The organism is Streptomyces sp. NPDC048639 (assembly GCF_043199075.1).
GTDB lineage: Bacteria > Actinomycetota > Actinomycetes > Streptomycetales > Streptomycetaceae > Streptomyces.
The window spans coordinates 250,121-263,724 of record NZ_JBICVP010000011.1 but is presented as its reverse complement, the minus strand read 5'-3'; the positions used below and the strand labels follow the sequence as shown (position 1 = coordinate 263,724).

Below are 13,604 nucleotides of genomic sequence, written 5' to 3'. Positions count from 1 at the left end.
GCACCGAGGCCGTCCCTCGCGCCGGAGGCCGCACCCGCCCGCACGGAGCCCGCCCGTACGTAGCCCGCTCGCACAGAGCCCGCCCGTACTCGAGGTCGCCGGACCAGGACCGCTCCGGCCACGCCCGTGCCGGAGTGCGGAGGGCCGATCCCCTGAGGCCGATCCGCGTCAGTCGGTGGTCAGTGCCTCGACCAGCGCAGCTGCGAGCTCCGGCTGCATGACCCGCTCGACGCGCACCGTCTCGCAGCCCACCCACGACGCGGCCTCCCGCAACGCCTGAGCCATGGGCCGCACCGCCTTCCGCCCGTCCAGCGACACCTGCCGCGCCACAAGCGTCTTTCCCTCCCGTGCGGGATCGACCCGGCCCATCAGCCGCCCGCCGGAAAGCAGCGGCATCGCGAAGTAGCCGTGTATCCGCCGGGGCTTGGGAACGTATGCCTCGAGACGGTGGGTGAAGCCGAAGATCCGCTCCGTGCGGGGCCGGTCCCAGATCAGCGAGTCGAACGGCGACAGCAAGGTCGTACGGTGCCGCCCGCGCGGCTCGGATGCCAGCGCCTCAGGATCCGCCCACGCGGGTTTCCCCCACCCCTCGACCTCGACCGGCACCAGACCCGAGTCCGCGATCACCGCGTCGACCTGCTCGCCCTTGAGCCGGTGGTAGTCCGCGATATCCGCCCGCGTCCCGACCCCGAGCGACTGCCCGGCCAGTCGCACCAGCCGCCGCATGCACTCGGTGTCGTCCAGTTCGTCGTGCGCCAGCGCGCCGGGGACGGCGCGCTCGGCCAGGTCGTAGACCCGCTTCCAGCTGCGTCGCTCGGTGCAGACCACTTCGCCGTACATCAGCGCCCGCTCGACGGCGATCTTGGTCTCCGACCAGTCCCACCACTCGCCGCCGTTCTTGGCGCCGCCCAGCTCGGTGGCGGTCAATGGCCCCTCCGCCCGCAGCTGCTTGATCACGGTGTCGTAGGCGCTGTCGGACAGCTCGTGGTGCCAGTGCGGCCGGTTACGGTACGCCCGGCGACGGAAGGCGAAATGCGGCCATTCTTCGATGGGCAGGATGCAGGCCGCATGGGACCAGTACTCGAAGGCATGTGTCCCGGTCCAGTACGCCGACTCGACCGCGGGGCGCCCCACTGCGCCCAGGCGTGCGTACGGCACGAGTTCATGGGAGCGCGCCAGCACCGAGATCGTGTCCAGTTGCACCGCGCCGAGATGACGCAGCACCCCCCGCGCCCCGGCACGCCGGTCCGGCGCGCCGAGCAGGCCCTGGGCGCGCAGCGCCGTCCGCCGCGCCTCGTCCGCGGAGAGCTCCGTCACTGGCGGTGGCATCGTCGTCATGCGCGGCACCCTAGACCCGGGCACTGACAATGCGCCCCGGGCGCCGGAGGCCTCGCCCCGATGCCGGGGCGTCGTTCGACCGGCCACCGCACGCAACGACGGCGCCTCCCGGCGCCTCCCGGCCACCGCCTCCGTACAGGACTTCCGCACGGACCCTCGTACGGCCCCTCCGGAGCAGTGATCCGGAAACCATCGGCGGGGGTCGTCCGTTCTTCTGAGGGTGACACCGGCCCTTCGTACCCACGGACCTCCCGGCACGGAGGTGTCCTGACTTACGATGGCCGTTGCGGCGGGGGCTGACCCCGCCGTGCCCGCGCACCCCGACCGTGCCAGGCCCGACCGGCAAGGAGACCAACCTACGTGTCCGTCTTCAACAAGCTCATGCGTGCAGGCGAAGGCAAGATCCTGCGCAAACTGCACCGCATCGCGGGCCAGGTCAACTCCATCGAAGAGGACTTCGTCAACCTCTCCGACGCCGAGCTGCGGGCGCTCACCGACGAGTACAAGGAGCGGTACGCCGACGGTGAGAGCCTGGACGACCTGCTCCCCGAGGCCTTCGCGACCGTCCGTGAGGGCGCCAAGCGCGTGCTCGGGCAGCGCCACTACGACGTCCAGCTCATGGGCGGCGCGGCGCTCCACCTCGGATATGTGGCCGAGATGCGCACCGGTGAGGGCAAGACCCTCGTCGGCACCCTGCCCGCCTATCTCAACGCGGTGTCCGGCAAGGGCGTCCACCTGATCACGGTGAACGACTACCTGGCCGAGCGTGACTCCGAGTGGATGGGCCGGGTCCACAAGTTCCTCGGTCTCGAGGTCGGCTGCATCCTCGCCAACATGACCCCGGCGCAGCGGCGCGAGCAGTACGCCTGCGACATCACGTACGGCACGAACAACGAGTTCGGCTTCGACTACCTCCGCGACAACATGGCGTGGTCGCAGGACGAACTGGTCCAGCGGGGCCACAACTTCGCGATCGTCGACGAGGTCGACTCGATCCTCATCGACGAGGCGCGTACCCCGCTGATCATTTCCGGTCCGGCCGACCAGGCCACCAAGTGGTACGGCGACTTCGCCAAGCTGGTCACCCGTCTGAGCCGGGGCGAGGCCGCCAACCCGCAGAAGGGCCTGGACGAGACCGGCGACTACGAGGTCGACGAGAAGAAGCGGACCGTGGCCATCCATGAGTCCGGCGTCACCAAGGTCGAGGACTGGCTGGGCATCGACAACCTCTACGAGTCGGTGAACACCCCGCTCGTCGGGTACCTCAACAACGCCATCAAGGCCAAAGAACTCTTCAAGTGCGACAAGGACTACGTCGTCATGGACGGCGAAGTCATGATCGTCGACGAGCACACCGGCCGTATCCTCGCCGGCCGCCGTTACAACGAAGGCATGCACCAGGCGATCGAGGCGAAGGAGGCTGTGGACATCAAGGACGAGAACCAGACTCTCGCCACGATCACCCTGCAGAACTTCTTCCGCCTGTACGACAAGCTCTGCGGCATGACCGGTACGGCCATGACCGAGGCGGCCGAGTTCCACCAGATCTACAAGCTGGGCGTCGTCCCGATCCCGACCCACCGGCCGGTGGCCCGTGTCGACCAGTCCGACCTGATCTACCGCACCGAGCCCGCGAAGTTCGACGCGGTCGTCGACGACATCGCCGAGAAGAACCGGAAGGGCCAGCCGGTCCTGGTCGGCACCACGTCCGTCGAGAAGTCCGAGTACCTCTCGCAGCAACTCTCCAAGCGCGGTGTCCGGCACGAGGTCCTCAACGCCAAGCAGCATGACCGTGAGGCCACGATCGTCGCCCAGGCGGGCCGCAAGGGCGCCGTGACGGTCGCGACGAACATGGCCGGCCGCGGTACGGACATCAAGCTGGGCGGCAACCCCGACGACCTCGCCGAGACGGACCTGCGGCAGCGTGGCCTGGACCCGGTCGAGCACCCCGAGGAGTGGGCGGCGGCCCTGCCCGCGGCCCTGGAGAAGGCCGAGGCGGCGGTGAAGGCCGAGTTCGAGGAGGTCAAGTCCCTCGGCGGCCTCTATGTGCTGGGCACCGAGCGGCACGAGTCCCGCCGTATCGACAACCAGCTCCGCGGTCGTGGCGGCCGTCAGGGCGACCCGGGCGAGTCCCGCTTCTACCTGTCGTTGGGTGACGACCTGATGCGTCTGTTCAAGGCGCAGATGGTCGAGCGCGTGATGGCGATGGCCAACGTTCCCGACGATGTGCCGATCGAGAACAAGATGGTCACCCGTGCCATCGCCTCCGCCCAGTCGCAGGTCGAGCAGCAGAACTTCGAGACGCGTAAGAACGTACTGAAGTACGACGAGGTCCTCAACCGGCAGCGCGAGGTCATTTACGGCGAGCGCCGCCGCGTCCTGGAGGGCGAGGATCTGCACGAGCAGGTCCGCCACTTCATGGACGACACGATCGACGAATACGTCCAGGCCGAGACCGTCGAGGGCTTCGCGGAGGAGTGGGACCTCGACCGTCTGTGGAGCGCCTTCCGGCAGCTCTACCCGGTCAAGGTCACCGTCGAGGAGCTGGAGGACGCGGCCGGCGACCGTGCCGGGATCACCGCCGAGTTCATCAGCGAGTCGATCAAGGACGACATCCACGAGCAGTACGAGGCGCGCGAGAAGCAGCTCGGCTCGGACATCATGCGTGAGCTGGAGCGGCGCGTGGTGCTGTCGGTCCTGGACCGCAAGTGGCGCGAACACCTCTACGAGATGGACTACCTCCAGGAGGGCATCGGCCTGCGCGCCATGGCCCAGAAGGACCCGCTGGTCGAGTACCAGCGCGAGGGCTACGACATGTTCACGGCCATGATGGAGGGCATCAAGGAGGAGTCGGTCGGCTACCTGTTCAACCTGGAGGTCCAGGTCGAGCAGCAGGTCGAGGAGGTTCCGGTCTCCGAGCCCGCCGAGAAGGCCAGCCTGGAGAAGGCTCCGCAGGACGCCATCCCGGCCGGGGCTCCGGGGCGCCCGGAGATCCGTGCCAAGGGCCTGGAGGCCCCGCAGCGCCCGGACCGGCTGCACTTCTCCGCGCCGAAGGTCGACGGCGAGGGCGACATCGTCGAGGGCGACTTCTCGACCGACGGCGGGCCCGCCCGCTCGGAGGCGGACGGGATGACGCGGGCCGAGCGCCGCAAGGCGCAGAAGTCCGCAGGCCGCCGCCGCAAGAAGTAGGAGCGCGAGCGACACCGCGCGCCATGGCGTAACGGGCCGGGCTGCCTCCCCGAGGCGGCCCGGCCCGTCGTGTTGCGCCCGCCCGCGCCGGCCCCTCGCCCGCCGCGGGCGCCACTGACCCGTAGGTGCGCGGCCGGGCCCGTCGTACACCCGCCACGTCCCGCTGCCGGTCGTGCGCCCGAAGCGCCGCGCTGTGGTCGCCCTTACGTTCGTCGCGTCGCGCTGTGTGGGTGCCGTACGTCCGTCGCGTCGCGCTGTCGGGCGTCGTGCCCGTGGCGTTGCACTGTCGCCGTCGTACGCCCGCCGTGCCGTGTTGTCGGTCGTCGTACGCCCGTGGCGTCGCGCTGTGGTCGCTCTTACGTCCGTCGGGTCGTGGCGTCGGGCGTCGTACGTCAGGCTCGCCGGGTGGCGCCGCTCGGCTGCGGGGAGGGGCCGCCCAGTTCCACGGCCGAGCAGCGCCAGCGTTCGTCCCGGCCGCGTTCCAGCCGGAAGGCCAGCGCGCGCAGGCGGTCGCCGGACCGCACACGGGCGAAGGCCTCGATGACCCCCGGCGCCGGCCGGTACTCCCCGCAGCCGGTCACCACCGGCGTCGCCGAGCGTCCTCCCGGGCCGGCCGGAGGGCGCAGGGGTGTGAGTGGCGCGAGTTGTACGAGCTGGTCGTACGCGGCGCCGAGCGTGTGCCCCAGCATCCAGTGGACGGGCTTCTCCCCGCTCAGGACGAGCAGCAGCCGGTGGGCGAACCAGTAGCGCGGCTGCTGCTCCCGCTCGCGCCTGCGCAGCGCGGCGGCGGACGCCGGGCCACCGCCGGGCCCCGGGCGGCCCGGTGGCCTGACCGCGTCGCCCCTCCGCGGCGGCGCCACGCCCGCGGCGGTGAGCGGTCCCCGGCCGGGCCCGGTGAGCGGTCCGCGGCCCGGCCCCTGCCGGTGTGCGGTTCGGCGGCTCTCGGTGCGCCGGTCGGTGGCGCGGCCGGGTGGCCGCCTCCTGGTGTGGTCCATGTGTTCATGCCCCCGCGGTGTCGGCCGGTCCGTTTCAGTACCGGGCAGTAACTTCGCTGCGCAGACTTCTACGGTGCGCAGGGGCGGCGTGCAACGACCGCACCCCGCTCCCCAGGCCCTTGGAGGGGTTCACCTATCCGGGTGACGACACGTCTGGGACGCCCGTCAGACAGGGCCCGTACGGCGAAAAGACGCCGGACGAACGGGCGTTGGCAGCCGCCCGGGCGGGCGCGAGCGGGGACCCGCTTCACCCCGAAGGGGGACCCGGGCCCCGTATGCTGCAGCCATGCGCGTCTACGTCCCCACGACACTCCCCGGCCTCACAGCGATCTACAAAGCGGGCGAGCTGGGGCCCGGCCCGCTGGACGCTTTCGCCGTCACCCCCGCTCTGCGCGAGTGGTACGTCTCCGACGACATCGAGGAGCTGGAGTACGCGGCGCTGAGCCGCGCGGCCCAGGCCTCGCTGCGCATGCTCGCCGGCGACCCGCGGGCCCCGCGCCGCAGGGTCGTCGTCGCCGTGGACGTCCCCGACGGCAGCGCGCCCGCCGATCCGGACCGCGGGCTGGACGCCTCGTCGCTGGGTGCCGTACGCATCGCCCGCCCGGTGCCGTTCGCCCGGATCGCGGCCGTGCATGTGGACGCCGACGACGCCGAGGCGGATGTCGCGGCGGCCGCGGACGTGCTGGGGGCCGCGGACGTCGGCGACGACGACGCCCAGTTCACGGTCGACGGCGCCGCCGACCACGAGCTGCTCTGGTACGCGACGCAGGAGATCCCGAACATCGTCGGCGGGGACGCCTGACGGGCAGGACTGTCGTACCCACTGGGTACGGTCTCTCCATGGGGACGCACGCTGCTCACGGGACGCACATCGTCTGGGACTGGAACGGGACGCTCTTCCACGACATCGACGCCGTGATCGAGGCGACCAATGCCTCGTTCGCCGAGATCGGGCTGGCGCCGATCACCCTCGCCCGCTACCGCGAGCTGTACTGCGTCCCCGTGCCCCGGTTCTACGAGCGCCTGATGGGGCGGCTCCCCACCGACGAGGAGTGGGAGACCATGGACGAGACCTTCCACCGCCACTACTGGCTGCGAGCCGAGACCGCCGGTCTGACCGAGGGCGCCAGGCAACTGCTCGCCGACCGGCAGGACGCCGGGCTCACCCAGTCCCTGTGCTCGCTCGCCCCGCACGACCGGCTGCTGCCGATCGTTCGGATCCATGGCATCGAGCAGCACTTCATCCGGGTCGACGGGCGCGTCGGGCCCTCCGACACGGGCAAGGCCGCGCACATGGTCCGCCATCTGGCCGGTCTCGACGGCGCCGTCGTCCCGGACTGTGTCGTCGTCATCGGCGACGCGGTGGACGACGCTGTCGCGGCGGCTCATGTCGGCGCGCGGGCCGTGCTCTACACGGGCGGCTCGCACAGCCGCGCCAGCCTGGAGACGGCCGGGGTGCCCGTGGTCGACAGCCTCGCCGAGGCGGTCGAGGCGGCCGAGGACCTCTACGGTCGGGGGACCTGACCCGGGTCCTGACACCGGCCCGGGTCCTGACACCGGCCCGGGTCCTGACACCGGCCCGGGTCCTGACACCGACCCGGGTCCTGACACCGACCCGGGTCCTGACACCGGCTCAGGTCCTGACACCGACCCGGGTTCTGGACCGTGAACCGTGTCCTGAGCGCCTCACGCGGGGTCGCACGCCTGCCCACGGATCCTGGCGCGAGCCACGCGGCCTCTCACACCGGCCACGCGCCCGGACACCCCTGTGAGGTTTGTCACGCGGCGGTACGTCCTGACGCAGGCCGTGAGATCCGTCATACCGCCCACGCGGGGTCCCGAGCCGGTCGCGGGTTCTGGCGCCGTCCAGGAGGCCCTGACGCGTGCTGGTGCGGTGCTGACGACCGGCCCGTGCGGGCCTCTCTACCGTCGAGGCGCCGTGCCGCCCCCTGCCGCCCCCTGCCGCCCCCCGCCTCCCCTGCGCCCGATGGGCCCGGACGGCCCGGACAGCCCGGACTGCGCGTCAGCTCAGCGGCGCCTTGTCCCGCAGCACCGTGAGGAACTCCCGCATCCACGCCGGGTGGTCCGGCCAGGCCCGGGACGAGACCAGCGACCCGTCGACCACGACCTCCGCGTCCCGGTACGACGCTCCCGCCGCCTGCATGTCCAGCTCCAGCGCCGGATACGCGGTCACCCGCCGCCCGCTCAGCCCGTCGATCGCCGCCGTCATCAGCGGACCGTGGCAGATCTGGGCGACGGGCTTGTCGGAGTCGAAGAAGGACTTGAGGACCTTCCGCAGCTCAGGGTCGTTGCGCAGATACTCGGGCGCCCGGCCGCCGGGGATCACCAGGGCCACGTATTGGCCCGGGTCGACGTCGGCGATGGCCAGGTCGGCGGGCCAGGTGTAGCCGGCCTTCTCGGTGTAGGTGTCGAAGCCGTCCTCGAAGTCGTGCACCACGAACTGGAGCTTCTTCCGGCTGGGGGCGGCGATGTGCACCTCGTAGCCCTCCTCGCGCAGCCGCTGGTAGGGGTAGAGCACCTCCAGCGACTCCGCGGCGTCCCCGGTCACCATCAAGATCTTGGGCGCCATCGCTCCCACCTCCGCAGTGTCCGATTCGTCCCCCAAGGCCAACCAACACCGCGCATGACGGTTTGCCAAGAGCCGCCGCGTCGCTGTCCAGAACGTCAAACTTCCGGGCCGGGTTTTGTACACAAACGGCCCATGACGGCGCCCCCGGAGGGGGCGATAGCCTTGTCCCGTGATCAGCGCGATATCTCGCGGGGGCATCGAGGCCCCTGCCCTGCGCCCGGAGAGCCATACAGCCCCGGACGCCGCTGATCCCTCGCTCCGGGAGCGGACGGCCAACACGCCCGTGGACGCCCCGGCCATCTCTCATCGAGGCATAACGTCGACCACGACCGGAGACCCCGTGTCACGGCGTACCGCCGCCCTCACCACCATCACCACCTACGTCACGCAACGGCGCGCGACAGGAGCTAGAGGACATGCAGATCAAGCTGGACGAAGCCAAGATCGAGCTGCTCGCACGGGCGGCCCGGGTAGCTGAGAACAGCCCTGCCGGGGGGCAACATCCGGTCCAGGGCCTCGAACCGGAGGCTCTCGCAACGTTCCTCCAGCGCTACTACCTGCACACCGCACCCGAGGATCTCGCCGACCGGGACCCGGACGACATCCTCGGGGCCGCGCTCTCCCACTACCGCCTCGCCGAGTCCCGTCCCCAGGGCACGGCGAATGTGCGCGTCCACACCCCGTCCGTCGAGGAGAACGGCTGGACCTGCAGCCACTCGGTCGTCGAGGTCGTCACCGACGACATGCCGTTCCTGGTGGACTCGGTCACCAATGAGCTGTCCCGCCAGGGCCGCGGAATCCACGTCGTGGTCCACCCGCAGATCGTCGTCCGCCGGGACCTCACAGGACAGCTGATCGAGGTCCTGCCCGAGACGTCGGCCCGCGGCGGCGCGGATCTGCCGCACGACGCGCTCGTGGAGTCCTGGATCCACGTCGAGATGGACCGCGAGACCGACCGCGCCGACCTCAAGCAGATCCACGCGGGTCTGCTCCGTGTCCTCTCCGACGTCCGCGAGGCCGTCGAGGACTGGGAGAAGATGCGTGACGCCGCGCTCCGCCTGGCGGACACCATGCCGTCCGAGGCCCGCCCGGAGGATCTGCCGCAGGAGGAGGTCGAGGAGGCCCGCGAGCTGCTGCGCTGGCTGAGCGACGACCACTTCACCTTCCTCGGCTACCGCGAGTATCAGCTCACCACCGAGGCGACGAACGGCGACGAGGAGGACGTGCTCACCGCCGTCCCCGGCACCGGTCTCGGGATACTGCGCTCGGACCCCTCCCACGCGGAGAGCGACGGCCACCCGGTCTCGCCGTCCTTCAACCGGCTGCCCGCCGATGCCCGCGCGAAGGCGCGGGAGCACAAGCAGCTCGTCCTGACCAAGGCCAACAGCCGTGCCACCGTGCACCGCCCCTCCTACCTCGACTACATCGGCGTCAAGAAGTTCGACGAGCAGGGCACGGTGGTGGGCGAGCGCCGCTTCCTCGGTCTCTTCTCCTCGGCCGCGTACACCGAGTCCGTGCGCCGCGTCCCGGTCATCCGCCGCAAGGTCAAGGAGGTGCTGGCGCAGGCGGGCTTCTCGCCGGACAGCCACGACGGCCGCGACCTGCTGCAGATCCTGGAGACCTACCCGCGCGACGAGCTGTTCCAGACGCCCGTCGACAAGCTGCGCGAGACGGTCACCAGCGTCCTCTACCTCCAGGAGCGCCGCAGGCTCCGGCTCTACCTGCGCCAGGAGGAGTACGGCCGCTACTACTCGGCGCTGGTGTTCCTGCCGCGGGACCGCTTCAACACCACCGTCCGGCAGCGCCTCACCAACATGCTCATGGAGGAACTGGGCGGTATCAGCGCCGACTTCACCCTCATGAGCACCGAGTCGGTGCTCACCCGGCTGCACTTCGTCATCCGTGTCGAGCCCGGCACCGTCCTGCCCGATCTGACCGAGGCCGACGCCGAGCGCATCGAGTCCCGGCTGGCGGAGGCTGCCCGTTCCTGGGAGGACGGCTTCTCCGAGGCGCTGAACGCCGAGGTCGGCGAGGAGCGCGCCGCGGAGCTGATGCGGCGCTACGCCAACGCCTTCGAGGAGGGCTACAAGGCCGACTACTCGCCGCGCGCCGCCGTCTCCGACCTCCAGCACCTGGAGCAGCTCACGCCCGAGGGCGGCGAGCGCGACTTCGAGCTGAGCCTGTACGAGCCGGTGGGCGCGGCCCCCGGCGAGCGCCGCTTCAAGATCTACCGCTCCGGCGGCCAGGTCTCCCTCTCGGCCGTGCTGCCGGTCCTCACCCGGCTCGGTGTGGAGGTCGTCGACGAGCGGCCGAACGAGCTGCGGTGCAACGACCGTTCCAGCGCCTGGATCTACGACTTCGGGCTGCGCATGCCCGCGCCGACGCAGAACGGCGGTGACCTGCTGGCCGACGACGCCCGCGAGCGCTTCCAGGACGCCTTCGCCGCCGTCTGGACCGGTCAGGCCGAGAACGACAACTTCAACGTGCTGGTGCTGCGCGCCGGGCTGACCTGGCGGCAGGCGTCGGTGCTGCGCGCCTACGCCAAGTACCTGCGCCAGGCGGGCTCCACCTTCAGCCAGGACTACATGGAGGACACCCTCCGCGACAACGTCCACACCACCCGGCTGCTGGTGAACCTCTTCGAGGCCCGGATGTCCCCGGCCCGCCAGGGCGCGGGCGTCGAGCTGACCGACGCGCTGATGGAGGAGGTGGACGCGGCGCTGGACCAGGTGGCCAGCCTGGACGAGGACCGCATCCTGCGCTCCTTCCTCACCGTCATCACCGCGACGCTGCGGACCAACTACTTCCAGCGCGATACGGAGGGGAGCCCGCACGGCTACCTCTCGATGAAGCTGGACCCGCAGGCCATCCCCGACCTCCCGGCGCCCCGCCCGGCGTACGAGATCTGGGTGTACTCGCCCCGCGTCGAGGGCGTCCACCTGCGCTTCGGCAAGGTCGCGCGCGGCGGCCTGCGCTGGTCCGACCGCCGTGAGGACTTCCGTACGGAGATCCTCGGCCTGGTCAAGGCGCAGATGGTCAAGAACACCGTGATCGTGCCGGTCGGTGCGAAGGGCGGGTTCGTCGGCAAGCGGCTGCCGGACCCGAGCGTGGACCGCGACGCGTGGCTGGCGGAGGGCATCGCCTGCTACAAGACGTTCATCTCCGGTCTGCTCGACATCACCGACAACCTGGTCGGCGGCGAGGTCGTGCACCCCAAGGACGTCGTCCGGCACGACGAGGACGACACCTACCTCGTCGTCGCCGCGGACAAGGGCACCGCGACGTTCTCGGACATCGCCAACGAGGTCGCCACGGCGTACGGGTTCTGGCTGGGCGACGCCTTCGCCTCCGGCGGCTCGGCCGGCTACGACCACAAGGGCATGGGCATCACCGCGCGCGGCGCGTGGGAGTCGGTCAAGCGCCACTTCCGGGAGCTGGGCCACGACAGCCAGACCCAGGACTTCACGGCGGTCGGCGTCGGCGACATGTCCGGTGACGTGTTCGGCAACGGCATGCTGCTCTCCGAGCACATCCGCCTGGTGGCCGCCTTCGACCACCGCCACATCTTCGTCGACCCGGCGCCGGACGCGGCCGTCTCGTACGCCGAGCGCCGCCGGCTGTTCGAGCTGCCGCGCAGTTCCTGGGAGGACTACGACACCTCGCTGCTCTCGCAGGGCGGCGGCGTCTTCCCGCGTTCGGCCAAGGCGATCCAGATCAACGCGCAGATGCGGGCGGCTCTCGGGCTCGAGTCGAAGGTCACCAAGATGACCCCGGCCGACCTGATGAAGGCCATCCTCCAGGCGCCGGTCGACCTGCTGTGGAACGGCGGCATCGGCACGTACGTCAAGGCGTCGACCGAGACGCACGCCGAGGTCGGCGACAAGGCCAACGACGCGATCCGGGTGGACGGCCAGGACCTGCGGGCCAAGGTCGTCGGGGAGGGCGGCAACCTGGGCCTGACCGCGCTCGGCCGGATCGAGTTCGCCTCCCACGGCGGCAAGATCAATACCGATGCGATCGACAACAGCGCCGGTGTGGACACCTCCGACCACGAGGTGAACATCAAGATTCTGCTCAACAAGGTCGTCGAGGACGGCGACATGACCGTCAAGCAGCGCAACAAGCTGCTCGCGGAGATGACGGACGAGGTCGGTGCGCTCGTCCTGCGCAACAACTACGCGCAGAACGTGGCGCTGGCCAACGCCGTCGCCCAGGCGCCCAGCCTGCTCCACGCCCACCAGCGCTACATCCGCCGGCTGGAGCGCGACGGCCGTCTGGACCGCGAGCTGGAGTTCCTGCCCTCCGACCGGCAGATCCGCGAGCGCCTGAGCGCGGGACGCGGGCTGACGCAGCCCGAACTGGCCGTCCTCCTCGCCTACTTGAAGATCACGGTCGCCGAGGAACTGATCGCCACCGACCTGCCGGACGACCCGTATCTCCAGCGGCTGCTGCACGCGTACTTCCCGGGCGCGCTCAACGAGCAGTTCATGGAGCACATCGACAACCACGCGCTGGCCCGCGAGATCGTCACCACGGTGCTCGTCAACGACACGGTCAACAGTGCCGGTACGACCTTCCTCCACCGTATGCGCGAGGAGACCGGGGCCTCCACGGAGGAGGTCGTGCGCGCCCAGACCGCGGCCCGCGCGATCTTCAAGCTGGGCGATGTCTGGGACGAGGTCGAAGCCCTCGACACCAAGGTCGCGGCCGACGTCCAGACCCGTATCCGGCTGCACTCCCGGCGCCTGGTCGAGCGCGCCACCCGCTGGTTGCTGGGCAACCGGCCGCAGCCGCTGCGGCTCGCCGAGAACATCGAGTTCTTCGGTGAGCGGGTCGCCGAGGTCTGGGCCCAACTGCCGAAGCTGCTCAAGGGCGGCGACCTGGAGTGGTACCAGAACATCTACGACGAGCTGACGGACGCGGGGGTTCCGGCGGAGCTGGCGCAGCGCGTCGCGGGCTTCTCGTCCGCCTTCCCGACGCTGGACGTGGTGGCCATCGCGGACCGTACGGGCAAGACGCCGCTGGAGGTCGCCGAGGTCTACTTCGACCTCGCCGACCGCCTGAAGATCAGCCGGCTCATGGACCGCATCATCGAACTGCCGCGCACCGACCGGTGGCAGTCGATGGCTCGTGCCGCGATCCGCGAGGACCTGTTCGCCGCGCACGCGGCGCTCACCTCCGACATCCTCGCCTCCGCGAACGGCGGGGCGACGCCGGAGGAGCGCTTCCGCAACTGGGAGCAGAAGAACGCGGCGATCCTGGCGCGGGCGAGGACGACGCTCGACGAGATCCAGGGGTCGGACTCCTTCGACCTGGCGAACCTGTCGGTGGCGATGCGGACGATGCGGCAGCTTCTGCGGGCGCACCAGTGACACATCGGTAAGGGTTCTTCTCAGCCCTCGACCCGGAGCCCGGCGGCGCACATCGGCCGCCGGGCTCCGGCGCGTTCCGGCCGCCGCTGCGCGTGACCGGGGCGAGAGAGTTCCGGGGCG

Annotated in this window: 7 protein-coding genes; 4 read left to right on the top strand and 3 right to left on the bottom strand. The window is 70.6% G+C overall.

Annotated elements, in window-relative coordinates; translation table 11 throughout:
• Positions 1-168 precede the first annotated feature (168 nt).
• Positions 169-1,338 carry a winged helix-turn-helix domain-containing protein gene (locus ACGFNH_RS28245; protein WP_393658414.1) on the bottom strand — a complete coding sequence of 390 codons (1,170 nt, stop codon included), beginning with the start codon at positions 1,336-1,338 and terminating at the stop codon, positions 169-171.
• A gap of 360 nt (positions 1,339-1,698) precedes the next feature.
• On the opposite strand from ACGFNH_RS28245, the gene secA reads away from it, so the two are divergent.
• Complete coding sequence (gene secA / locus ACGFNH_RS28240) at positions 1,699-4,527, top strand: preprotein translocase subunit SecA (protein ID WP_393658412.1); 2,829 nt, start codon at positions 1,699-1,701, stop codon at positions 4,525-4,527.
• A gap of 392 nt (positions 4,528-4,919) precedes the next feature.
• Here the strand turns inward: secA and ACGFNH_RS28235 are convergent, their stop codons facing one another.
• Complete coding sequence (locus ACGFNH_RS28235; RefSeq protein ID WP_393658410.1) at positions 4,920-5,522, bottom strand: Rv3235 family protein; 603 nt, start codon at positions 5,520-5,522, stop codon at positions 4,920-4,922.
• A gap of 286 nt (positions 5,523-5,808) precedes the next feature.
• Between ACGFNH_RS28235 and ACGFNH_RS28230 the strand changes: the two genes are divergently transcribed.
• A complete protein-coding gene (locus ACGFNH_RS28230; protein ID WP_393658409.1) occupies positions 5,809-6,324 on the top strand; it encodes a DUF6912 family protein in 516 nt (171 codons plus the stop codon).
• Positions 6,325-6,362: 38 nt separating this feature from the next.
• The gene (locus ACGFNH_RS28225; protein ID WP_393658407.1) at positions 6,363-7,046 is read left to right on the top strand and encodes an HAD family hydrolase; all 684 of its coding nucleotides are present in this window, start codon (positions 6,363-6,365) and stop codon (positions 7,044-7,046) included.
• Positions 7,047-7,545: 499 nt separating this feature from the next.
• On the opposite strand, the gene ACGFNH_RS28220 is transcribed toward ACGFNH_RS28225, so the two are convergent.
• Positions 7,546-8,112 carry a DJ-1/PfpI family protein gene (locus ACGFNH_RS28220; protein ID WP_393658405.1) on the bottom strand — a complete coding sequence of 189 codons (567 nt, stop codon included), beginning with the start codon at positions 8,110-8,112 and terminating at the stop codon, positions 7,546-7,548.
• A gap of 416 nt (positions 8,113-8,528) precedes the next feature.
• Between ACGFNH_RS28220 and ACGFNH_RS28215 the strand changes: the two genes are divergently transcribed.
• On the top strand, positions 8,529-13,484 hold the full coding sequence (locus tag ACGFNH_RS28215; protein WP_393658403.1) for an NAD-glutamate dehydrogenase: 4,956 nt from the start codon (positions 8,529-8,531) through the stop codon (positions 13,482-13,484).
• The last annotated feature ends 120 nt before the right edge of the window (positions 13,485-13,604 follow it).